Source organism: Microbacterium sp. NPDC089188 (assembly GCF_040685155.1).
Lineage (GTDB): Bacteria > Actinomycetota > Actinomycetes > Actinomycetales > Microbacteriaceae > Microbacterium > Microbacterium galbum.
Genome location: NZ_JBFBHH010000001.1, coordinates 1,135,368 through 1,156,588 on the forward strand (window position 1 = coordinate 1,135,368; position 21,221 = coordinate 1,156,588).

Consider the following 21,221-nt stretch of genomic DNA (forward strand, 5'->3'; position numbering starts at 1 on the left):
CGGGGAGTCTCGCGGAGGAGGAGTGCGCGGTGCGGCGTGTCCCGTTCCCTTTCACGCCCCGTGCCTCGCGACTTCACCCGCAGCCGCCGAAGAGGGGTCACCCAGCGGCCGAACACGCCCCCACGTCGGGCGTCTCGCGTGGATCCCGCGTCGGCGTGGACAGGATCTCGAGGCGGGGGGTGGTCGGCATCCGGATGTCGAGGTCCAGGACGCCCGTCTGGCCGGGGGACAGCTGCACGGACCACTTGACCACGGCCCGGCCGTCGTGCAGACCGCCCGCGAAGCCCGGGGCGACGGCTCCGTCGGACGACGTGCGTCTGTCGACGACCTCGGCCCCCGGCGGAAGGTAGACGTACACGCCGGTCAGCGCGTCGCCGGGACGGACGCCGTACTCGCCCCCACCCGTCACGTAGGGCGGGAGCGTGGAGGGCTCGGGCGCGTCGTTGCGCAGGCTCACCCGGAGGGTCGCCAGGCCGGCTGCGCACCATCCGATCGCCGTGCGGGGGTGCAGGTAATAGTCCATCTTCGAGCCCGTGCCGTCGTTGAGATAGACCCCGACCGTTGTGCGGGTGTCATCGGACACGGGAAGAGCGCCCTGCAGCGTCGATCCGTCGAGCACGGCCTGGTCGGCGGCATCCGCGTTCCACACCAGGAGGCGGCGCTCGTCGCCCGCCCGCGTCAGGGCCTCGACGAGAGCGGTCGAGTCGCCGCGTCCTTCCGCCAGAGCCCCGAAGACCGCGGCGGCGGCGCTCTGGAAGAAGGCGTCCTGTTCGCGCGGATCAGCGAAGCGGCGGTACACCTCGTCGAGGAGGAGGGGAACGGCATCGTCGCCGTCGATCACCTCGCCCGTGGGGAGGGTGACGGGTCCGGTCGCCCGCAGCAGATACGACAGCGTCACCGGGTCCAGCGCGACGACCGCATCGACCTCTTCGCCGTGCGTGCGGCGCCACATCTCACGGGCGACAGCGGCACCGACGGCGAAATCGGGAACCTGGGTGGTGTTCTGCAGGTACCGGGCCGGACGCGTGTCGAAGACGCCGCGCACATCGTCGGGCAGAGGCAGGACCGGGTCGTCGACGAAGGCGGTGACATCGGCGCTCGACGCCTGAGCGACGAGGGCGAGGCGCCCGGCATCGGCATCCACCTGGGCCACGGCCCCGACCACCCCGCCGAGGGATCGCCACTCGGCGTTGTTCTGGAAGAGCAGGAGGGTGGAGCGTCGGCCGTCGGCCCCGAGCATGCGAGGGACCAGGGTGGTCGCGCGCTCCAGCGCCTCGGCGGCGGTGGCCGCCCTATCCAGCGCGGCGGAGGTCGAGGAGACGGCCGTGGACACGGCCCCGAGGAGAGGCTCGTGGTCGATCTCGGCGATACGGTCGACGGCCATCCGCAGCCGCGTCGCCGCATCGGCGGCCGCGGGCCGCGCGGCCGCGATCCGCGCCACGTCGATGGCCCCATCGGGCGTGTGGACGGCGCCGGGTGCGAGAACGGCGGCGGCGGCTCGGAGAGGGAGGACGGCGGTGGATGCCGCGTCGTCCACCGACGCGGCGACGGTCCTCACAGCGGCGAGCTGCGGTCCGATCCAGGGCAGGATCTCGGCGCCCCTCCACACCGGGTCGCCGGTGAGGGCGCGCGCGGCCGAGGTGTCGGGGGCGGCTTCGCCGAGGCGCTCGATCGCTCCCGCCGGATCGGCGACCTCGGTCGTCGCAGAGCCGACCGTCGCCTGCGCCGACCGCAGGTGCTGCACGGCCGACGCGCCCCGAAGCCCGATCCAGACCGCACAGCCGAGGCCGACGATGGACACGCCGAGCACCACGGCTGCGAAGACGGCGGGCGCACGACGGCGAGGGACCGAAGGGGACGAGCGTTGCACGCGCATACCTTAGACACCCGGCGGCAGCCACCCGTCCTCGGACACCTACACTGAAGGGAACGATCCGGGGGAGGACGAATGGGGCTCGCAACGAGGCGCGGCAGGCTCATCGGTGCCGCGGCACTGCTGGTCGCGGGTGCGTTCGCTCTCGCCGGATGCGGCGCTCCTCCGTGGGCCCAGGGAGGAGGACCGGCGACGGCCTCGGCTTCGCCGACACCCACGGCATCCTCCGCTCCGCAGCCCGTCCGCAACGACCTGAGCAGCGGCTCGACGCAGCGGCCGTTGACCGCGGGGGCCGTCAGCGCCACGGTCGACTACTGGTCGACGCTGTCGATGGACCGTTGGACGCCGACGGCGTTGAAGCCCGTGAGCCTGTCGATGATGACCACGGTCTCCCCGGATGACGGGCAGAAGGTCTACCTGCAACGGGCCACCATGACGGCCGTCCCCGGCAACGCGGCGCAGTCGTTCTCACCGCTGGCGGCGCAGACCGATCAGACCGATGCGCCGGGCTATCTCGTCCTGTCTCCGTACAGCTATTCGCAGACGTTCAATGTCGGGGAGGTGCCGGCGGAGGCGACGTTCGTCACCCTCCAGTTCACCTTCGAGTTCTTGGTGCAGACCACCCCGACATCGAACGAGTTCGCCAAGCAGACCGCCAGTGACACCCTCACCGTCGCGATCGCCGGCGGCGGAGAGGCCGGATCCGGCGGCTGATCAGGCGCGCACGCGCTGCCAGCGGTCCCCGCCCTGCAGGGTCGCCTCGGCGGCCGCGCGATCGGCATCCGCGATGAGGGTCGGCAGGTCGAAACCGCCCATCTCCGCGGCGACCCATCCCACGCTCGCCGAGAGCTGGACACCGACGGATGCCGATCCATCCAGTTCGGTGATGCGTCGCAGCACCGTGCGCACCTGTTCGCGAAGGACGGAGTCCGGACGCGCCAGGACGACCACCACCCGACCGCGCGTCTCTCGGCCCAGATCGGCTTCGGCGGGGAATGTCTCGACGACGACTCTCTCGAAGTCCTCGACGAGTCGCATCCAGGCGTTCTCGCCGGCGGCGCTGCGCAACTGCTGAGGGTCATCCAGTCGGACGGTGAGGACCGCCCAGGACTCCTCCCGGGCCTGAGCCGCGCGGCGCAGGCGGTCGGACGCGGTGACGACGAAGTGGGGCCACGAGGATGCCGCCCGCCGCCCACTGGGCGACACCGACGTGAAATACAGCAGCGACACCGTGGCGCAGACGAGGAAGACCAGCATCGCCAGACCATTGAGCACACGCGGCAGGGCGAGGTCGCCGATCGTCGCGGGGGCGGAGAGCCCGGAGATGAGGATGCCGGCGCCCAGGGCGACGAATGCCGCGGAGACGATCGTGAGGGGCAGGGCCATCCGCTCGAGCCGATCGGCCGCGCGACGCAGCTCGGCGAGCGTGAGGCCGGCGAACACCGCCGCAGCGAGGAACGCGAGTCGGAACGCGAGCCCGTAGGCGCTGACATCGACGACGGACACGAAGACGATCGCCGTGACGATGGCCTGCAGGCCGCCGATCCACGGCAGCGAGGCGACCCCGCGACGCGCGCGGAACCCCGACCAGATCAGCGCCGGGGCGCCCAGCATGAGCCCCAGACCGGCCCTCCGCACGGTCTCGTCGTCGAGGATCGCGCCGGTCACGGAGACCCAGGTGCTGGTCATCGCCAGGACGAAGGCGAGCGACCACAGCAACGCGGAGCGGGAGGGCCGGTGGAGGAACCCCAGCCCGATGATCATCACGGTGCCTAGCGTGGCCACCGTCGCCTGCGCCAGGCCCAGATTGGACAGGACGTCGTCGGGCATCATGCGGCTTCCGCCTCGCTGCGCACCGGAAGGATGACGGTCACCGTGGTGCCGGCGCCGAGCTCGCTGTCCAGAAACAGCGAACCGCCCTGGTCCTCCACGATGGTGCGGATGATCCCCATTCCCAGACCCGTGCCCGGGGTGGAACTGTCGCGCACGCTCTGGGCGCGGAAATACGGATCGAAGACACGGGCGAGATCATCGGGATGGATGCCGATCCCCGTGTCGGCGAAGCGCAGGATGACATCGTCGGGGGACACCTCGCCGGAGATGCGGATGGTGCCGCCGGCCGGGGTGTACTTGATGGCGTTACTGAGGATGTTGTCGAAGGCCTGGCGCAGACGGAAGGCGTCGCCGAGGACGTCGGCCGACGGGGGCAGTTCGTCGATCACGTTGACGCGACGCGCCGCGGCGGCGGGACGGAAGGAGGCGAGCGACGACGCGATGATGCGGCTCGCGTCCGCGGTGGCAGGGGCGCTCTGATCCTTGAAGACACCGCGCGAATTGGCGAGGATCTCCGAGATCAGCGCCTGCATGCGCTCGCCGGCTCCCGCGATGACCTCCAGCTGGTCTCGGACCTTCGGGGGCAGCCCGGGGTCGTCGAGGGCGAGATCGGCGTGTCCGATGATGGCCGTCAGCGGATTGCGCAGCTCGTGCGAGACGGTGGCGGCGAGTCGTTCGCGTGCGCGCTCCGACTCGATCAGCGCGGTGATGTCGTGCACGATCAGCAGCGTGCTCTCCGCCTCGTCCGAGGAGATCAGGCGACGGGTCGACACGGACAGGGCGTGCCATTCGCCGTGCGTGTCGAAGAGCCACACCCTCTCGTCGTCGAACTGCTCGCCTCTGGCTGCGCGGGCGAACGGCCGCTCGGACTCCGGAAGCGGCTCGCCGCGCAGGTTCGCGTACTCGACGGCACCGCCGGGACGCTGGGGCTCGTCCCGCTCCACGCCGTACAGGTCGACGTACGTGTCGTTGAGGGCGAGCACCTCGCCGTCGACGGAGAGGCGGGCGATACCGGTGTCGAGACCGTTCAGCATCTGCGAGACGCGCCGCTCCTGACCGGACACGCGCTGAAGCGTGCCCTGGAGTCGGCTGGCCTGGCGGCGGAGGAGCTGTTTGAACGCCCGCGTCTGACGGGCGGAGAGGAACGACGTGATCGCGATGAACGTCAGCGACAGGAGCACCACGATCAGGCGCAGAGCCGTCACGGGCCCTGTGGCGTTCACGGCGGCGTCGATGACGATCAGCGCACCGACGGTGCCGAGGGCGGAGACGAGGTATGCGAGGGCGAAGTGGGTGGCGATCCAGATGATCGGGAACACCCAGAAGAATCCGAATCGGAGGTCGGTCCCGAAGCTCAGCAACCCGATGCCGATGATGTCGCCGAAGGGGACCGCGGCCACCGCCGCGCGAGGGAGCCGCTGCCACGGTACGACGATCGCGACCGCGGTGAGCGCGATGACCACGCCGACGCCGGACGAGAACGACCACAGGGAGAACAAAGAGGGCTCGAGCGCTTGGACGAGCAGGACGGTGATGACCACGCTGGCGCCGAGCACCAGTTGGAGGAGCCAGACGGAGCGCGTGCGACTGCTGGGGCTCGCGCCGTCTTCGTCGTGTGCGCCTCCCGCGACGACCGCCGGGGGGACGCTCCTCGCGGATGCCATGTCATCGAGTGTATAGAGAGTGGTGTAATGTTCAGCGCGCCATCCTGTCTCTGCTCGCCGCGCGTGAACACGTGTCACGACGCCCGGTCAGATTCCCCCTGAGGCCTGCATCCCGCAGCGTGATGGTCGTTCATCGACCTCTGCGCGATCTCGCGCTGATCCTCAGGAGAATCCCGTGAGCAAGACCTCTCGCCGTCGCGCGCGCGCAATCGCCGCGGCCCTGGCCGTGGCCGTCGTCCTTCCCGCGACGCTGACCGGCTGCACCCAGGTCGCCGATCTGTTCGCCGCGCTGCCCGGCCAGGCCGGCGGAGCGGGCGGGCAGTCCGTCGTCGTCGCCACCCCCGAACCGGCGGCGTCGGCGTCATCCAAGCCGTTCGACTCGCAGTTCACCTACGACGGATCCGTCTCGCTCACCTCCGAGGTGGCCGACGGTCTCGAGGTGCGGTTGGACGTCTGGGCGGTCAACCCCAAGCGCACGATGGAGTGGTCGTCGACGAACGAGAAGCAGTTCGGCTTCGCGATCAACGTCGTCGACAACCGCGTCGACGAGAAGGCCGTCCTCACGCAGAAGCGACGCGTCTACCTGTCCTCCGTGTCGATCTCGTCGCAGACCGCCCAGACCAGCGGTCAGGTCTCCAACCCCTTCCAGTTCAGTGCCGATCCCCGCACCCTGGTTCCCTCGGACACCCTGCGCTCCGACCGCGGCCTGCTCCTGAACAGCTTCCAGGGCGGCCTGCTGGTGCCGACGACCTCCATCCGGCAACTGCCCAACGACACGTACGGCATCACCCTCGAGTTCGCGCTCAACGTCGCCGTCGAAGGCACCGCGAACACCGACTCGTCGTTCTCGCAGCAGACGGTCTACCAGTACCTGCCGATCGCGATCTTCACCGATCAGGGCCAGGGCGCCAGTGCCGGAACGACCGGAACCTCGTCGAGCACCGGCCGTGCCCCCGGGTGGGGGCAGAGCACCGGCTCGAACTGACGCCGTCGACGGGTCGGCCTCAGTCGTCGCGGTGCTCCTGCCGCGGGCGCTGGCGGGTGCTCTCCATCAGGAGGGAGAGGTCGTCGACGTCGCCCACGAGGTAGTGCTCGAAGACGAGGTCGGGAACGTCGTCGTAGTCGATCCCGGGCATGCGTCCGGCGAAGGCGCGGCGGACCGCCTGCTCGAGCTCCGCCGCGTCGAGGATGGCGGGAGCGACGGCGAAGACCGTGTCGCGTGACGGCATCCCGCACGCCGCGTCGTCGATCGCGTCATCGAGCGCCGCTGCCACGGTGCGCAGCATCGTCTCGGCTCGTCCGGTGCTGTGGGCGGCGCGGATCAGGTCGATCTCGGGCACGCGGACGAGCGTGGCCCGCACGGGCGAGTTCCCCGCGATCATCCGGGCGGCCTCGCGGCGGAGGGAGCCCCGGTCGTGCGCACGGGTGCCCGGTGCCGGTGCGTCGTCGAGCTGGCGTCCCAAGCGCACGGCCGCGACGGAGACGAGGGCGATGGCCACGGCGCTGACGGCGGCGGTCGCCTCGGCCGAGACGGGGCCGCTCCCGACGAGGGGCTCCAGCCCCATGACGGCGGCGACCACGAGTCGGTAGAGGTTGTATGCCGCATAGACGCCCAGCGTCCACGACAGGATCTGTGCGCCGGACAGGGCGCCGAGGGGCCGCCGCGAGAGTTCGAGTGCGCTCAGGGCGCCGTAGACGGTGAGGCCGGCGGTCTTCAGCAGCGTCGCATCCTCCAGGGGGATCAGGAACGTGAAGCCCAGCATCAGCACGGCGCCCGCGGCGGTGCTGACCGCCCCGATCGCGCGGCGGTGGTTCAGCCGCCGCGCGCCCGCCCAGAGCAGGCCGACGGCGACCAGATTCGTGGCGTTGCCCACCGCCGCCGCCGTTTCGCCGGCTCCGGCCGTCTCGAGGACGTTCATGGTGCCGCAGAGCAGGGCCGCGACCGCGGCGATCCCGAAGTAGCGGACCATGTCGGCGCGTTGGCCGCCGCGGTCGTCGTCCGGTCGACCATGGGTGAGGAACAGCATGGTCAGCGCGATGCCCGCAGCGACGATGGATGCCAGCAGCGCCAGGAAGATCACGGGGCGCGTCTCCTTCGGGTGTCCGTCGCAAATCTTGCGGAAATCTTGCGGGGACGGTGGTCGTGTGCGGTGGTCGCCTTGCGGTGAACCTACCAGAGTGGGACATGGCCGATCCGCCGCTACACCGACAGGAAGACACCGCCATGACTGATGCGCGAAGCTTCACCCCCACCGCCCGGGAATTCAACCTCCACCAGGGCGAGCTGGCGGCGTCGGCGTCGGCGGAGGATCACGGCTTCGCCGACGACTTCGCCGCGGTACTCGAGCACACCTCGGTGCACCGCTCGACGATCGGTTGCGTCATCCCCGCGTACAACGAGGAGGAGTCGATCGCCGATGTGATCGAGGCGCTGCTCGCGCAGACCCGTGTGCCCGACGTCATCCACGTCGTCGTCAACAACACCTCCGACGCGACCGTCAAGATCGCCTCCGAGTACAGCGGGCCGCACGAGCTGCAGACCGAGTTGGGCGAGCAGTTCACCGAGGTGTTCGTGCACGACATCGGCAAGAACCCCGACAAGAAGGTGGGTGCCCTCAATTACGGGTATTCGCTCGTCGAGGGATACGACTACCTCCTCGGCGTCGACGGCGACACCATCGCCGACACCAAGGCCGTCGAGTACCTGGAGACCGAGGCCGTGTCGGATTCCCGCATCGGCGGCATCTCGGCGATCTACACGATCGACGACAAGCCGATCAAGGGCGCCATCGCCCGCTTCCTGACCGCCGGTCAGCGCACGCAGTTCGCCGCGTTCAACCTGCAGAACATGCTGCGCGGGCGCAACATGGCCGTCCTGGGTGGACAGTTCTCGATCTTCTCGACGAACGCGCTGCGCGACGCCATGAAGCAGAACCACCAGTCGACCCCCTGGGTGAAGGACTCCGAGGTGGAGGACTCGCTCCTCTCGCTGCAGATCAAGAGCGCCGGCTACCTCACCAAGATCAGCCCGTACGCGCGGGCCGACGTGGGCGGCATGACGACGCTGTCGGGCTACGACGCCCAGCAGGTCAAGTGGACCTACGGCGCGATCGAACTCATGTGGCCGGGGCAGCGCGGTGACACCAAGGGCCAGCCCTTCCACCCCAACCTGCGTCTGCGCTGGTTCGAGAACTTCGGCATGCTGACCAACCTGTTCGTGCGCGTCGCGTTCCTCACGTTGCTCGCGGGCTCGCTGTCGATCGGCGCCTTCGTGTTCTCGCCCCTTTGGCTGATCCCGCCGGTCATCGCCATGCTGCTGAACCTGCGCATCGCGCGGACCATGAAGAACTGCAACCGCAGCGACGTCCTCTTCGCCGTGCTGTTCTTCCCCGCCGAGTTGTTCATGTGGATCCGCATCAGCCACTTCGTGCGTTCGTGGACCCGCTTCCTCTCGCGCAAGAAGGTCGACAACTGGGCGATGCAGGCCAAGGCGGAGCGCGGTGGCGGACTGGGGCACTGGACCCCGATGGTGGTCCTCATCGCCGTCGCCATCGCCCTCGCAGTGATCTGGGTCATGGTCGGGCCGATGGTGCAGTCCTCGATCCTGTGGATCGGATGGCCCATCGTCGGCGTGGTCACCGTGCTGCAGACCCTCCTCATGTTCTCCAAGCTCGTTCGTCGCCAGCACGGCTTCAAGGTCTGACGAACACACGATCTGATCGCGCCCGAACGCATCAGAGACACGGATGCCTCGGCCCTGGGGAGGGCCGAGGCATCCGTTATTCGCAAGGGGCTCAGGGCGTGGCCAGCAGCTCCGAGGTCAGCCGGTAACCGACGCCGCGCACGGTCTCGATGTAGCGCGGATTGGCCGGGTTGTCGCCGAGCTTGCGGCGCAGATTCGTCATGTGCGCCTCGATCGCCCTCTTGTCGGCCTCGCCGACGAAGTAGCTCGTGACGTAGGACTCCCCGCGGAGGACGAGCGTGAGATCGGCCTTGCTGCGCACGCGGCGCTTGGACTCCATGAGGGTGGCCAGCAGGTCGAACTCGGTGCGCGTGAGCTCGAGTTCTTCGCCGCCGACGCGGACGAGACGGCTGTCGGGGTCGAGCTGCAGGTCGCGGTGCGCGATCCACGCTCCACCGGTGGGGGTGAGGTCGCCGGCGGCGGGACGGGGCACGAGCTCCGTCCGTGCGGCGGGGGCTACCTGCGCCTCGGCGCGGGGTTCGGGTCCCTGCGACGACGGCACGATCACCGCAGCGCTCGGTGCCGAGGAGGTGACCGGGGGAGTGGTCGCCTCGGGGCGGGGGTTCGGGAAGGAGCGGCCGACGCTGTCCTGCCGAGGTGCGGTGCTCGCGTGAGACTCCCCGCCGCGGGGGCGTCGGAGGAGCGCCTCGATGCGGGCGCGCAGTTCGCGCGGACGGAACGGCTTGACCACGTACTCGTCGGCGCCGGCGCCGAGTCCGAGCACCACGTCGGCCTCTTCCTCGAGGCCGGTCAACATGATGATGTACGTGTCACTCTGCTGACGGATGCGGCGGGCCGCCTCGAAGCCGTCGATGCCGGGCATGTTCACGTCGAGGGTGGTGATCAACGGCTGGTAGGCGAGGACCGCGCGGACACCGTCGATGCCGTTTCCGACCGAGACGGTCGAGAACCCGGCGGACTCGAGCACTTCGACGAGGAGGTGACGGATGTCGGGATCGTCTTCGACGATGACCGCGGTCTTCAGCAACTCGGAGCTGTCGCTCATTTCACCCACTCTTCCGGCTTCGCACGGGATCGTGCCCGCGTACTCCCCCGAGACGCGGTGTCGCGAAGCGACGAGCGCAATCTTGACACACTTCCCGACGATGACGACCGACGGGTTGCGCGCGGCGCGGACTGCGGGTGCGCGGTCAGCGCTGGTCGCGCGTGAGTTCCACGGCCGCCGAGGGCCACCAGGTGCCCGCGGTGGGCCCTCCGTTGCACTCGCCGTCGCTCTCGCCGGGCGGCTTGATCCACAGATTCGTGTCGACGACGCCGTCCCCGAACGAGCCGCCGGGGCTGCCCACGAGACGACCGGCCGGGTTGCACCACTCGGACCCCGCCGGGCCGGCGCCGTTGCGGGACGTGTCGATCACGGCGTGCGTGCCGCCCAGCTCGTCGGACAATGCGTGGGCGTAGTCGAACTCGGCCGCCGTGTCCTGGTAATTGGAGACGTTGAGGGCGACGCCGCGCACGTCGGACAGGAGGCCGGTCGCGCGGATCAGGTCGGCCATCTCCTTCACCGGATGCCAGGACGAATGGCCCCCGTCGATGTAGATCCACGTGTTGGTCCCGCGGATGTTGTCGACGGCCTCCTTGAGGTAGCCGGCGCGGTCGGACGGTGTGCCGCACGTCGACGACAGGGCGATGCTGTCGGGCTCGAGCACCACGATCTTCTGAATGTCCGACGCGTTGCCGAGCGCGTCTCCGATGCGCTGCGTCCACGCGCGATACGACTCCGGGTCGAGACCGCCGGCGGAGTGATTGCCGCAGTCGCGATCGGGAAGGCCGTACACCGCGATGGAGAGGGCGGCATCCTGATCGCGGGCCTCTGCGGCGAGGTGTGCGACGCGGTCCCACACCTCGTCGACGGGGTCGATCTCGGGGGTGAGCCAGTAGGTGGTCGGCTGCGAGGCCAGCCACTGCGCCGCGGCCTGCTCGGTGGCGTCGCCGTCGGGGGCGCTCGCCGCCTGCGCGGCCTTCGATTCGTCGGGCGCCACGATGCGCGTGTCCACGGCGGGCGGGCGGGCGGCCAACGTCTGGAAGAGGGTCGTGACGAGGTTGCCGACGACCGCGATCAGGGCGATGACGGCGACAGCCGCCACCACGGCGAGCGCCACCAGCACGGCGCGGGGAACCCGGCGCCGGGTGCGGAGGGAACGCGGGAGTCGGGGCACGCTGAGCACTCTAGTTGAGGCCCGAGAGAAGCTGTCGAGCAGTAGTTAACCGGGCGGAGCGCGGTACGCTGTCATGGTGGGAAAACTGGTTTACAATACCCTGGGTCACTCGTTCGACATCGAGGATCGAACCCTGTCCCACCTGCGCATGGTGTTCATGAACAAGCTGCGTCGCGGCGAGCCCTTCATGTTCCACTTCCCGCTCGGTGACGGCAGCGGGACGCGCAGCCTGTGGATCTCGCCGTCGATCCCGCTGGTCTTCCACTTCTACGGCAGCCGATCCCCGCAGCTCAATCGTCGATGGATCGACGACCTCATGAATGAGGCGAGCTCGCCCGGGGGCCTGAGCATCACGAACGAGCCCGAGCCGGAGGCGGTCGCGGCGACCTGACGCCGTCAGCGACATTCGGCGTCGACGACTTCGCGAACCCGGTCGAGGAACTGCACGAGTTGACCGGCGGTGTCGGTGGGCAGATCGAGCGCGAACTCCCGGATGCGAGCCGTGACGGGGTCGACGGCATCGGGATCGGCGTCCCGATCCAACGGCATCACGAACTTGCTGCGTCTGTCGGCGGGGTTCGCCTCGAAGGAGATCAGTCCACCGGCATGCAGGCGGTCCAGCATTCCGGTGACGGATGCCGTGGAGATGGCGAGCGACTGGGCGATCTCCGTCGGCGTGATGCGTGCGCCGGCGTCCGCGCGCTCGAGGATGAGGCGCATCGCGGCCCGCGCATTCTCACTCGGACCGCACTCCGTCTGGCGCCGCCGCGCGAGACGGGCTTCGGCGAGGCGGAGGCGTTCGACCGCTTGAGCGGTGGTGGATGCGGGGTCGTGAGCGGTCTCGATCGTCATACGTCTCCTCCGGGTCGGGCCCCCGTGGCGCCATTGTAGTTCGGTCCCCGAGATTCCAGAGGACCGAACTAATTCGCGCCCCCGTCCAACAATTCGATTCCCCTCAGATTCTCCGCGAATTCACTTGGCGATAGTTAGCCAACCTAGTAAAATATCGAAGATGGCATCCTCGGAAGGAGGAGCTGATGGGCTCACTGTTCTACGGTTCCTCCGAGCGCCCGATCGAGATCCCCGATCGTGTCCTCGCGCATGTGAAGGTCGTCATCGCCACCAAGCTGCGTCGCGGGGAGAGCTTCACGATGTCGTGGCGGCATCCATCGGGTGAGGCGACCGGTCGCAGCACGATCTGGATCCAGCCGTCGATCCCGCTGCGCTTCGTCTTCGGAGCGGTCGAGCCCGAGATGCTCGATCCCGCCCTCCTCCAGACGTACGCCAACTCCGCGAATTCCTCGAGCGGTCTGACCGTCGATCTCGAGACGCACGGCGTGATCGCAACCCCCGTCGACGCTTCCTGAACAGCGACGGTCCACCTGGCTCCGGCCTCAGGCCCGCCCGGATGCGTGCCGATGCGCGATGGCCGACACCCACTGCATACCCGGGCACGGGGGAGCGTCACGGCCGCGCATGCGTTCCCACGCCTCGACGTAGATCCCCTCCAGCAGCAGCTCGGCCTTCGCGGCCACACCCGTCAGCGCGAGCAGGGTGGCGTAGATGCGCGGCGCCGTCGCGTCGTAGAAGGCGACGAATGCGTCGCAGTCGCCGGAGGCGGCCCGAATGAGCAGCGCATCGAGATCCTCCTCGCGGATCGACGGGGATCCGGCGTCTGTCATCGTCATGGGGCACCTCCTCGTCTGACGTGTTCCCAGTCAAGCGCGACGCGTCGTCAGCGGCCGGGGGTTGCGTGAACCGGACCGGTGTCGTAGCGCCCGGTTCGAGGGGGCGAAGAGCCCGGACGTGCGTCGTCAAGCCCGCCGGGGGGCGGACGGTCGCGATCTAGCGTGCTGCCATGAAGACCTTCGTGCGCTGGGCGTTGGCCCTGGCAATGATGTTCGCCGGAATCTCGCACCTGACCTTCGCTCGGCGGGATTTCCAGGCGCAGGTGCCGGATGCCCTCGTAGAGCACGGCCCGCTCGATCGAGACGCGGTGGTCGTGGCCTCCGGAGTGGTGGAGGCGGCGTTCGGGCTCGCGCTCGTCGCGCTGCCGAAGGAGCGTCGCCGTGTCGGCGCCGCTTTGGCGGCCTTCTTCATCGCGATCTTCCCGGGGAACATCGATCAATGGCGCAAGGGGCGGTCGGCCTTCGGCCTCGACACCGACCAGAAGCGGTTCGGACGACTCTTCTTCCAGCCGGCACTGGTGGCGGCGGCGTGGTGGTCGACCCGGTGATCCGACCGTGAGCGACATCGTCAGTCTGGAGCTCGTCTTCGACGACGAATCCGACGCGGCGATCCGCGGGGAATGGGATGCCCTCGTCGCAGCCGACCTGCCGAGTCAGGCGCGCCACACCGGAGAGAGCAACCGTCCCCACATCACGCTGCTGGTGCGCCCGACCCTCGCCGACGTGGACGGCGCACTGCTCGCGGACGCCCTTCCCCGGGGGATGACCCTCGGGGCTCCCGTGCTGTTCGGCACGGGGCGCACGCGGGTGATCGCGCGCTCGGTGGTCCCCTCGGCCGCGTTGTTGGACTTTCACGCGCGGGTGCACGACCTCGCGGGGGCGGGAGACGACGGCGACCACACGCGACCGGGAGCGTGGACGCCGCACGTCACGCTCGCCCGCCGGGTTCCGCTGGAGCGCCTCGGCGACGCGCTGCGGGTGCTCGCCGCCGACGCCCCCCTCGAGAGGACGGTCCGAGCCGTCGGCATCCGTCGATGGGAGACGGCCACCAAGACCGTGTCGGAGGTCGTCTCGCGTGGCACGCTGGAGGGGTGCTGACCGATGACGCCCTCGCCTTCCTGAGCGAATACCACCTGGCCACCCTCTCGACCCTCGGTCGGTCGGGACGGATCCATGCCGTCCCGGTCGGCTTCACCTACGAGGACGGCGTCGTCCGCGTGATCGGATCGCGTGGGACGCAGAAGTTCGTCAACGCCGTCCGCGGCGGGCGCGCCGCGGTGTGCTCGGTCGACGGGGCCCGCTGGATGAGCTTCGAAGGCACCGCCCGCGTGAGTGATGATCCGGATGCCGTGGCCCACGCCGTCGAGCTCTACGCCGCGCGGTATCGCCGGCCTCGTGTGAACCCCGAGCGCGTCGTGCTGGAGATCGTCGTCGAGCGCGTCCTGGGCTCGACGGGGCTGCGGGGCTGACGGGCGGCGCGCCGCCGACGGCGTGCCGCGCTTCCCGCCGCGAACGCGGTACTGTTCACTGTCTCCCCCGGACACAGGTTGGCATCCTCGGTTACGGGAGGACCGGATGACACAGGCACCCCTCGACGGGCGTCTCGACGAGGTGCTGCGCACGCTGGCCCGTCACGTGCGCCGGTTGCGCGAAGAGCGCGGCCTGACGGTACTGACCCTGTCGTTCGAGGCGGGGCTGTCGGAGTCCCGCGTGCGGGCGATCGAAGCGGGCCGCACCACGGCGTCGCTGGCGACGCTGGTCGCGCTCGCCGAGACGTTCGAGGTCGAGGTCGGCGAGCTGTTCGGGGATGCCGTCCCCGCCCCCGCCGAGCCGTCCGTGGCCCCGCAGAGCGCCTACGTGGTTCCCAGCGACGTGGTGTGGGGCGGAGACCTGCCTCCGGCTCCCTGGCTCGAGACCGCGCCGGCCCCTCCCGTCGCGAGCTCGTACGTGGTGCCGAGCGAGGTCGTCTGGGGCGGTGAGCTCCCCGTAGCGCCATGGACGTCTGCGAGAGCCGCGCCGACGATGCCCGAACCAATCGGGGAGTCGATCGTCATCGCCCCTCCCGAGGGGCGGCCTCTGCGCGAGCAGGCAGGAGCCGTCGTGCCGGCGATGGAGGTCACCTGGGGCGGCGAGCTACCGCCGGCGCCGTGGACGCGGACCCGCGGGCCGGTCGCGATCAAGGCCGCGCCCACCGGCGCGCCGGAACCGGCTCCGTCAGCGTCCGAGCGTCCGCATCCGCATCGCCGAGCCGTCGAGGCGAGATCGCCCTACGTCCTGGATGCCTCGGGACCCGTCGCGACGCGCCAGCCCCGCACGTTCGCGGAACTGCGGGAGGGGGCCCTCGCCGGTCGCGAGTTCGCGTCGCTGCGGGAATTCGCCATCGCCGCGGTCGTCGAAGGACGCTTCACGGCGGTCGCGGTCGCCCGCGTCTTCCGCCTCCCCGTCTGGCGCCTCGAACAGTGGGTCGCCGAGACGGGACGCATCGGCCGGTGAGCCGCGGGACGCGCCGTCGGGCGCGCCCCGCCGCCGGTCACAGGGCGCGGAGCTTCTCCAGCAGCGGAGCGGCGATCTCATCGACGAATCGCTGCTGTTGCTCGTCGCCCACCTGGACGATGGCGATGTCGGTGAAGCCGGCATCGATGAAGGGACGCACGCTCTCCGCGAGCTCGTCGAGATCCGGGCCGCAGGCGATCGAGTCGGCGACGTCCTCCGGTCGGACGAACTGCGAAGCCCCCGCGAAGCCCGCCGGCGTCGGGAGGTCGGCGTTGACGGCCCATCCCCCCGCGAACCAGCGGAACTGGTCGTGAGCGCGTGCGATGGCGGCATCCTTGTCGGGATCCCAGCTGATCGGGATCTGACCGATCTTGCGCGACTCTCCGTCGTGGTGGGAATCCCACCCGCTGATGAGGTCGCCGTCGGGCTCCGTGGTGATGAGGTGATCGCCGAGCGGAGCGAAGCGCTCGATGGAGTGCTCGCCGGAAACGGCCACACCGATCGGGACCCCGCCGTCGGGGGCATCCCACACGCGGGCGGAGTCGACGCGGAAGTACTCGCCGTCGTAGGTGACGAGGTCGCCGGTGTGCAGCGCGCGGATGATCTCGATCGCCTCGACGAGCATGTCCTGACGGGCATGGACCGCGGGCCATCCCTCGCCGACGACGTGCTCGTTGAGGTTCTCGCCGGATCCGAGACCGAGAGTGAAGCGGCCCTCCGACAGCAGCTGCAGCGTCGCCGCCTTCTGGGCGACGACCGCGGGGTGGTATCGGACGGTGGGGCAGGTCACATAGGTCATCAGCTCGACGTCGGTGGTGGCGTGCGCCACGGCGCCGAGAACGGTCCAGGCATAGGGGGCGTGGCCCTGGCTGGTGAGCCACGGCGAGTAGTGATCGCTGGAGACGAGGAAGTCGTAGCCGGCGCGCTCGGCACCGACGGCGTAGTCGACGAGCGCCCGCGGGCCGCTCTGCTCGGTCATGAGGGTGTAGCCGAATCGCGTCATGTCGGCCACGGTAGGACGACCACCGGAGCGTCTCGCCGGGGTTGCGCTCGTCGGTCGGATGCGGCAGACGACGACGGGCCCGCGGCGAACGCCGCGAGCCCGTCATCGGTTCGGAGGGTCAGTCCTCGGGAGCGTGGATGACCTTCTCGCCGTCGAAGGTCTCGCGCTTCTTCTTCTCGTCGTCGTTCCGGGTCTTGCGCAGGCTCGCGATCGTCGCGACGGCCACCGTGGCGGCGATGAAGAGCAGCGAGAACCAGATCGGGATCTCGGGCACCCAGAGCAGCGGTTCGCCCCCGTTGATGAAGGGGACCTCGTTGACGTGCAGGGCGTGGAACACGAGCTTCACACCGATGAAGGCCAGGATGACGGCCAGTCCCTGCGCCAGGTAGACGAGGCGTTCGAGCAGGCCGCCGATGAGGAAGTACAGCTGGCGCAGGCCCATGAGGGCGAAGGCGTTCGCCGTGAAGACGATGTACGCCTCGTTCGTCAGGCCGTAGATCGCGGGGATCGAGTCCACGGCGAAGACCAGGTCGATGAAGCCGATCGCGATGATGACCAGCAGCATCGGCGTCACGAAGCGCTTGCCGTTCTTACGAACGGTGAGCTTGTCGTCGTTGTACTCCTCGGATACGGGGAGCACGCGGCGGACGAACTGCATGAACTTGCCGTTGGCGGGGTCGCTCTCGCCGTGCGAGAACGCCTGACGGTACGCAAGGAACAGCAGAAGGGCGCCGAAGAGGTAGAAGATCCAGGAGAAGTTCTCGATCAGTGCGGCGCCCACCGCGATGAACGCCCCGCGCATGATGAGCGCGATGACGATGCCGATCATCAGCACCTTCTGCTGGTAGATCTTCGGCACCGCGAACCCGGTCATGATGATCAGGAACACGAACAGGTTGTCGATCGACAGGGCCTTCTCGGTCAGGTACCCGGCGAAGTACTCGCCGCCGTACGTCCAGCCCGACACCACGCCGATGCCGACACCGAACAGCAGCGCGAGCCCGATGTAGAACGCCGACCAGCGGGCGGACTCGGCGATCGACGGCTCATGCGGCTTCCGCACGTGCGCGAAGAACTCGAAGACGAAGAACGCGACCGTGATCGCGATCGTGATGATCCAGATGAGGGGGGTGACGCCCATGGCGGCCTCCAAGGGAGAAAGGTGTACGACAAGACACCAAGGTCTCCTCCACCCGGCGAGATGGGCCGACGTCCCGGGTTCACGATGACGTGGACCGTACTGACGAGATCGTCGCGATGGGAGTACTCCCCTTGCTCCCTCCAGTGTACGGGACGCGGCTGAGCGTTCCCGGTCTGGACGCCGGTCAGCGCCGCGTGGTAGAGATCAGGGTGCTGACGGCCGCGGGGTGGCGAGCGGTGTGCGTCAGCGGCGGGGTGTCGGCGTGCCGATCACGGCGTCGACCAGGTGCAGCATGTCGTCGAAGTCGAACTCCTCACGGCTGAGCGCGCGCAGGATCACGGCGCCGAGGAGGGCGTCGGCCGCCGCGTCGAGTCGAGGTCCCGTCGTTCCGGCCATCGCGGTGGAGAGTCGCTCGACGAGCGGTGCCGCGAGGATCTCCGCGCGCAGTCGTCGACCCGTCTCCGCGCTCCCCGCGGCCGCGGCGACGAGAGAGCGCAGCAACCCCTCGCCGTCGGCGCTGGCCCGTAGCGTGAACAGTCCGTTCAGCCAGGTGGCCAGGTCTCTGCGCGCGTCCCCCGTGTCGGGCAGGTCGCGCTCGCGGCCGAGCAGGCGTCCCTCGAGGATCGCCTCGGCGAGGACGTCGCCCTTGCTCGGCCACCACCGGTAGATCGTCTGCTTCCCCACCCCGGCGCGCCGAGCGATGCCCTCCATGGTGAGGTGGTCGTAGCCGCGCTCGGCGAAGAGGGCCACCGCGGCGTCGAGGATCGCCTGGTGCGCCGCTTCGCTTCGGACCGGTCCGCTTCGCGATAGAACCATGCCCTCATTCTGGGGGATGACGCGGTCGAACAAGACGAGACGGTCCGTGTTATCTTTGCCGGGACTGGTCGGAGCCGACGGTGCTCTTCCGCGTGCACCGCACGAGAGGAACACCGCATGGCCGAACTGCTGCACCGTCTCGGAACCTTCGCCGCCCGGCGCGCCTGGGCCGTGATCGTCGCGTGGGTGGTGATCCTCGGCGTGGTCGTCGGCGGGTTCCTCGTCGGCTTCAAAGGCCTGAGCTCAAGCTTCGACATCCCCGGCACGGCATCCGGCGACGTCATCGCGGAACTTCAGGACGAGCTCCCGGACTTCAGCGGCGCTTCCGGAGCGGTGGTGTTCCGCACGACGGACGGCTCGGCTCTGACGTCCGACCAGAAGAGCGCCATCACCTCTCTCGTCGACTCGTCGAGCGACCTCCCCGACGTCGCCCGCGTCACCGATCCGTTCGCGACCCAGCAGCAGCTCGACGATCAGCGCCAGCAGGTGGTCGACGGCCGCGGGCAGCTCGCCGATGCGCGCTCGCAGGCCGAGTCCGGCCAGCAGCAGCTCGACGCGGGCGCCGCGCAGCTGGACGCCGGTCAGCAGCAACTCGACTCGGCCCGCGCGCAGCTCGAAGCCGCACCCCTCCCGGCCGCACAGAAGCAGGCGCAGCTCGACGCCCTCGACGCGCAGCAGGCGCAGCTCGACCAGCAGCGCAGCGCCCTCGAACAGCAGCAGACCCAGGTGGCCGACGGTCTCGCGCAGATCGCCGCGCAGGAGGCGCAGCTCGACGACGGCGCCGAACTCCTCTCCTTCGCGGACGCCATCCGGCTCGTTTCCGATGACGGATCGACCGCGATCGTCAACGTCTCGTTCGATCAGCCCCGGCTGGAGCTCGCCGAGGCGTCGAAGGAGGCCGTGGTCGAGCACTTCACCGCCGACCCCGTCGCGGGCGTGGACGTCGCCTTCAACACGGAGATCTCCCAGGGCGTGCCCGAGATCCTCGGAGTCGGTGAGGCCATCGGCGTCGCGATCGCGGCGATCGTCCTCGTCGTCGTGCTCGGGTCGCTCCTGGCGGCGTCGTTCCCCATCATCACGGCGCTCGTCGGGGTCGCCATCGGCGCGATGGCGACGCTGTCGTTCTCGGGCCTCGTGCAGATGGCATCCGTCACCCCGATCCTCGGCGTGATGCTGGGACTGGCCGTGGGTATCGACTACGCACTGTTCATCCTCTACCGTCACCGACGGCAGCTGCTCCAGGGCGCGGACGTCGTCGAATCGATCGGTCTCGCCAACGGCACCGCCGGCAATGCGGTCGTGTTCGCCGGGATGACGGTGATCGTCGCGTTGCTCGCGCTCAACATCACGGGCATCCCGTTCCTCGGGCTCATGGGTACCGCGGGCGCCGTCAGTGTGCTCGTCGCCGTGCTGATCGCGGTGTCGCTGACGCCGGCACTCCTGGGCCGCGCGGGGATGCGCGTCCTCGGTCGCGCGGCCCGTGCCCGCGCCGCGGCCGCCGCGGATGCCGCGGAGCACCCCCGTCGCACCGCTCGTACCGCGGCGATCGAAGCCGACGAGCACCCCCGGCGCGCGGCCCGGATCGAGACCGGATCCGTCGCGACGACCGGTCGCCCCGTTCGGCCGATGTCGACGGTGCGCGCGGTGGTCACGATGCTCGTCGCCACGGTCGCCCTCCTCGTCGTCGCCATCCCCGCCCTGTCGATGCGTCTGGGGCTGCCCGACGGAGGGTCCGAGGCGGAGGACTCGACCGCCTACCAGGCGTTCACGTGGACAGAGGATGCCTTCGGTGCCGGCGCGAATGCGCCGCTGCTCGTCACCGCCGCCCTCCCCGGGGGCACCGCCGAAGCCGACGTCCAGGGCCTGCAGCTCGACGTGGCCCGCGAACTGTTCGCGCAGGACGACGTCGCGGCGGTCGCCCCCGTCGCCGTCTCAGACGACCGCACCCTCGCCGCGTTCCAGGTCATCCCCGCCGAGGGGCCGAACGCCGTGTCGACCGAGCAGCTGGTGCGCGACCTTCGCGCGCTGCCGCCCGTGAACGGCGATATCGCCCTCGGCGTGGCCGGAGCAGCGGCGATCAACATCGACATCTCGGAAGGGCTGGCCGACGTCCTGCCGATCTACCTCGTCGTGGTCGTGGGCCTGTCGTTCCTCATCATGGTGGCGGTGTTCCGCTCGCTGCTCGTGCCGCTCATCGCCACAGGAGGTTTCGTGCTGTCGCTGTTCGCGACCTATGGTGCGGTGACCGCGGTGTTCCAGTGGGGCTGGCTCGGCGACCTGTTCGGCGTGCACAATCCCGGCCCGATCCTGAGCTTCCTGCCCGTGATCCTCGTCGGCATCCTCTTCGGGCTCGCCATGGATTACCAGCTGTTCCTCGCATCCGGGATGCGCGAGGCCTGGGCTCACGGCGCGGCGCCGCGCCTGGCCGTCGCCCAGGGCTTCCGCGCGGGCCGCACCGTCGTGACGGCGGCCGCGATCATCATGATCGCGGTGTTCTCCGGCTTCATCGCCTCCGACTCCGTGATCATCAAATCGATGGGACTCGGGCTGGCCCTGGGCGTGCTGTTCGACGCGTTCGTCGTGCGCATGCTGCTCGTGCCGGCGCTCATGCACGTGCTCGGCGGGTCGGTCTGGTGGCTGCCGCGCTGGCTCGACCGCATCGTGCCGAACGTCGATGTCGAGGGCTCCGCCCTCGAGCGGCGTCACCCCGCGCACCACGGCGTCTGAGCATTCCGGGCCGAGCGGCGCAAGCCCCGGTTCCCGGCGGCAGGCAGGGGTCAGGATGCCGTAA

The 21,221-nt window shown here is 69.7% G+C and carries 21 protein-coding genes; 10 read left to right on the forward strand and 11 right to left on the reverse strand.

Going from position 1 to position 21,221, the window contains the following annotated elements:
* Nucleotides 1-97 precede the first annotated feature (97 nt).
* Nucleotides 98-1,870, reverse strand: a complete 1,773-nt coding sequence (locus AB0N80_RS05210) for a DUF4012 domain-containing protein (RefSeq protein ID WP_363577947.1) — start codon at nucleotides 1,868-1,870, stop codon at nucleotides 98-100.
* A 78-nt stretch (nucleotides 1,871-1,948) separates the two neighbouring features.
* On the opposite strand from AB0N80_RS05210, the gene AB0N80_RS05215 reads away from it, so the two are divergent.
* On the forward strand, nucleotides 1,949-2,587 hold the full coding sequence (locus tag AB0N80_RS05215) for a hypothetical protein (RefSeq protein WP_363577949.1): 639 nt from the start codon (nucleotides 1,949-1,951) through the stop codon (nucleotides 2,585-2,587).
* On the opposite strand, the gene AB0N80_RS05220 is transcribed toward AB0N80_RS05215, so the two are convergent.
* Complete coding sequence (locus tag AB0N80_RS05220; RefSeq protein WP_315993602.1) at nucleotides 2,588-3,703, reverse strand: hypothetical protein; 1,116 nt, start codon at nucleotides 3,701-3,703, stop codon at nucleotides 2,588-2,590.
* Nucleotides 3,703-5,370, reverse strand: coding sequence for a PAS domain-containing sensor histidine kinase (locus AB0N80_RS05225; RefSeq protein WP_315993601.1), 1,668 nt, complete (start codon nucleotides 5,368-5,370; stop codon nucleotides 3,703-3,705). The genes AB0N80_RS05220 and AB0N80_RS05225 overlap by 1 nt, the downstream gene beginning before the upstream one ends.
* Before the next feature lie 175 nt (nucleotides 5,371-5,545).
* Here AB0N80_RS05225 and AB0N80_RS05230 point away from each other — a divergent pair, with 175 nt between their 5' ends.
* Nucleotides 5,546-6,355, forward strand: a complete 810-nt coding sequence (locus tag AB0N80_RS05230) for a fructose 1,6-bisphosphatase (RefSeq protein WP_363387024.1) — start codon at nucleotides 5,546-5,548, stop codon at nucleotides 6,353-6,355.
* A 19-nt stretch (nucleotides 6,356-6,374) separates the two neighbouring features.
* Here AB0N80_RS05230 and AB0N80_RS05235 read toward each other — a convergent pair whose 3' ends face one another.
* Complete coding sequence (locus AB0N80_RS05235; RefSeq protein WP_363577951.1) at nucleotides 6,375-7,451, reverse strand: hypothetical protein; 1,077 nt, start codon at nucleotides 7,449-7,451, stop codon at nucleotides 6,375-6,377.
* A 143-nt stretch (nucleotides 7,452-7,594) separates the two neighbouring features.
* Between AB0N80_RS05235 and AB0N80_RS05240 the strand changes: the two genes are divergently transcribed.
* The gene (locus tag AB0N80_RS05240) at nucleotides 7,595-9,073 is read left to right on the forward strand and encodes a glycosyltransferase family 2 protein (protein ID WP_315993598.1); all 1,479 of its coding nucleotides are present in this window, start codon (nucleotides 7,595-7,597) and stop codon (nucleotides 9,071-9,073) included.
* A gap of 91 nt (nucleotides 9,074-9,164) precedes the next feature.
* Here the strand turns inward: AB0N80_RS05240 and AB0N80_RS05245 are convergent, their stop codons facing one another.
* Both AB0N80_RS05245 and AB0N80_RS05250 read right to left on the reverse strand, forming a co-directional pair.
* Nucleotides 9,165-10,118, reverse strand: a complete 954-nt coding sequence (locus AB0N80_RS05245; RefSeq protein ID WP_315993597.1) for a response regulator — start codon at nucleotides 10,116-10,118, stop codon at nucleotides 9,165-9,167.
* 145 nt (nucleotides 10,119-10,263) lie between these two features.
* The gene (locus AB0N80_RS05250) at nucleotides 10,264-11,289 is read right to left on the reverse strand and encodes a glycoside hydrolase family 6 protein (RefSeq protein ID WP_363577953.1); all 1,026 of its coding nucleotides are present in this window, start codon (nucleotides 11,287-11,289) and stop codon (nucleotides 10,264-10,266) included.
* Nucleotides 11,290-11,365: 76 nt separating this feature from the next.
* Here AB0N80_RS05250 and AB0N80_RS05255 point away from each other — a divergent pair, with 76 nt between their 5' ends.
* On the forward strand, nucleotides 11,366-11,680 hold the full coding sequence (locus AB0N80_RS05255) for an ATP-dependent DNA ligase (protein WP_315993595.1): 315 nt from the start codon (nucleotides 11,366-11,368) through the stop codon (nucleotides 11,678-11,680).
* 5 nt (nucleotides 11,681-11,685) lie between these two features.
* Here the strand turns inward: AB0N80_RS05255 and AB0N80_RS05260 are convergent, their stop codons facing one another.
* Nucleotides 11,686-12,141 carry a MarR family transcriptional regulator gene (locus AB0N80_RS05260; protein ID WP_363577955.1) on the reverse strand — a complete coding sequence of 152 codons (456 nt, stop codon included), beginning with the start codon at nucleotides 12,139-12,141 and terminating at the stop codon, nucleotides 11,686-11,688.
* 185 nt (nucleotides 12,142-12,326) lie between these two features.
* On the opposite strand from AB0N80_RS05260, the gene AB0N80_RS05265 reads away from it, so the two are divergent.
* Complete coding sequence (locus tag AB0N80_RS05265; protein ID WP_315993593.1) at nucleotides 12,327-12,656, forward strand: hypothetical protein; 330 nt, start codon at nucleotides 12,327-12,329, stop codon at nucleotides 12,654-12,656.
* Nucleotides 12,657-12,683: 27 nt separating this feature from the next.
* On the opposite strand, the gene AB0N80_RS05270 is transcribed toward AB0N80_RS05265, so the two are convergent.
* On the reverse strand, nucleotides 12,684-12,977 hold the full coding sequence (locus AB0N80_RS05270; protein WP_315993592.1) for a hypothetical protein: 294 nt from the start codon (nucleotides 12,975-12,977) through the stop codon (nucleotides 12,684-12,686).
* Between the two features lie 170 nt (nucleotides 12,978-13,147).
* Here AB0N80_RS05270 and AB0N80_RS05275 point away from each other — a divergent pair, with 170 nt between their 5' ends.
* The 4 genes from AB0N80_RS05275 (at nucleotide 13,148) to AB0N80_RS05290 (ending at nucleotide 15,470) form a co-directional block, all read left to right on the forward strand.
* The gene (locus AB0N80_RS05275) at nucleotides 13,148-13,525 is read left to right on the forward strand and encodes a hypothetical protein (RefSeq protein ID WP_315993591.1); all 378 of its coding nucleotides are present in this window, start codon (nucleotides 13,148-13,150) and stop codon (nucleotides 13,523-13,525) included.
* A gap of 7 nt (nucleotides 13,526-13,532) precedes the next feature.
* Nucleotides 13,533-14,075 carry a 2'-5' RNA ligase family protein gene (locus AB0N80_RS05280; protein ID WP_363387008.1) on the forward strand — a complete coding sequence of 181 codons (543 nt, stop codon included), beginning with the start codon at nucleotides 13,533-13,535 and terminating at the stop codon, nucleotides 14,073-14,075.
* Entirely contained in the window at nucleotides 14,069-14,446 is a 378-nt protein-coding gene (locus AB0N80_RS05285; RefSeq protein WP_363387005.1) for a PPOX class F420-dependent oxidoreductase, read from the forward strand. The genes AB0N80_RS05280 and AB0N80_RS05285 overlap by 7 nt, the downstream gene beginning before the upstream one ends.
* A gap of 106 nt (nucleotides 14,447-14,552) precedes the next feature.
* The gene (locus AB0N80_RS05290) at nucleotides 14,553-15,470 is read left to right on the forward strand and encodes a helix-turn-helix domain-containing protein (RefSeq protein ID WP_363577957.1); all 918 of its coding nucleotides are present in this window, start codon (nucleotides 14,553-14,555) and stop codon (nucleotides 15,468-15,470) included.
* Nucleotides 15,471-15,507: 37 nt separating this feature from the next.
* Here the strand turns inward: AB0N80_RS05290 and AB0N80_RS05295 are convergent, their stop codons facing one another.
* The 3 genes from AB0N80_RS05295 to AB0N80_RS05305 form a co-directional block, all read right to left on the reverse strand.
* Nucleotides 15,508-16,473, reverse strand: coding sequence for an LLM class F420-dependent oxidoreductase (locus tag AB0N80_RS05295; protein ID WP_315993587.1), 966 nt, complete (start codon nucleotides 16,471-16,473; stop codon nucleotides 15,508-15,510).
* Nucleotides 16,474-16,591: 118 nt separating this feature from the next.
* Nucleotides 16,592-17,614 (reverse strand): TerC/Alx family metal homeostasis membrane protein, encoded by a 1,023-nt coding sequence (locus AB0N80_RS05300; protein ID WP_315993586.1) that lies wholly within the window; start codon nucleotides 17,612-17,614, stop codon nucleotides 16,592-16,594.
* A gap of 243 nt (nucleotides 17,615-17,857) precedes the next feature.
* On the reverse strand, nucleotides 17,858-18,430 hold the full coding sequence (locus tag AB0N80_RS05305) for a TetR/AcrR family transcriptional regulator (protein ID WP_315993585.1): 573 nt from the start codon (nucleotides 18,428-18,430) through the stop codon (nucleotides 17,858-17,860).
* 117 nt (nucleotides 18,431-18,547) lie between these two features.
* Between AB0N80_RS05305 and AB0N80_RS05310 the strand changes: the two genes are divergently transcribed.
* Entirely contained in the window at nucleotides 18,548-21,157 is a 2,610-nt protein-coding gene (locus tag AB0N80_RS05310) for an MMPL family transporter (RefSeq protein ID WP_363577959.1), read from the forward strand.
* Nucleotides 21,158-21,221 lie beyond the last annotated feature (64 nt).

Excerpts from the sequence above, each read along its gene's own strand:
- AB0N80_RS05225 (WP_315993601.1), bottom strand. The coding sequence starts at position 5,370 with ATGGCATCCGCGAGGAGCGTCCCCCCGGCGGTCGTCGCGGGAGGCGCA.
- AB0N80_RS05260 (WP_363577955.1), bottom strand. The coding sequence starts at position 12,141 with ATGACGATCGAGACCGCTCACGACCCCGCATCCACCACCGCTCAAGCG.
- AB0N80_RS05265 (WP_315993593.1), top strand. The coding sequence starts at position 12,327 with ATGGGCTCACTGTTCTACGGTTCCTCCGAGCGCCCGATCGAGATCCCC.
- AB0N80_RS05300 (WP_315993586.1), bottom strand. The coding sequence starts at position 17,614 with ATGGGCGTCACCCCCCTCATCTGGATCATCACGATCGCGATCACGGTC.
- AB0N80_RS05245 (WP_315993597.1), bottom strand. The coding sequence starts at position 10,118 with ATGAGCGACAGCTCCGAGTTGCTGAAGACCGCGGTCATCGTCGAAGAC.
- AB0N80_RS05305 (WP_315993585.1), bottom strand. The coding sequence starts at position 18,430 with ATGGTTCTATCGCGAAGCGGACCGGTCCGAAGCGAAGCGGCGCACCAG.
- AB0N80_RS05275 (WP_315993591.1), top strand. The coding sequence starts at position 13,148 with ATGAAGACCTTCGTGCGCTGGGCGTTGGCCCTGGCAATGATGTTCGCC.
- AB0N80_RS05240 (WP_315993598.1), top strand. The coding sequence starts at position 7,595 with ATGACTGATGCGCGAAGCTTCACCCCCACCGCCCGGGAATTCAACCTC.
- AB0N80_RS05220 (WP_315993602.1), bottom strand. The coding sequence starts at position 3,703 with ATGCCCGACGACGTCCTGTCCAATCTGGGCCTGGCGCAGGCGACGGTG.
- AB0N80_RS05270 (WP_315993592.1), bottom strand. The coding sequence starts at position 12,977 with ATGACGATGACAGACGCCGGATCCCCGTCGATCCGCGAGGAGGATCTC.
- AB0N80_RS05290 (WP_363577957.1), top strand. The coding sequence starts at position 14,553 with ATGACACAGGCACCCCTCGACGGGCGTCTCGACGAGGTGCTGCGCACG.
- AB0N80_RS05310 (WP_363577959.1), top strand. The coding sequence starts at position 18,548 with ATGGCCGAACTGCTGCACCGTCTCGGAACCTTCGCCGCCCGGCGCGCC.
- AB0N80_RS05215 (WP_363577949.1), top strand. The coding sequence starts at position 1,949 with ATGGGGCTCGCAACGAGGCGCGGCAGGCTCATCGGTGCCGCGGCACTG.
- AB0N80_RS05295 (WP_315993587.1), bottom strand. The coding sequence starts at position 16,473 with ATGACGCGATTCGGCTACACCCTCATGACCGAGCAGAGCGGCCCGCGG.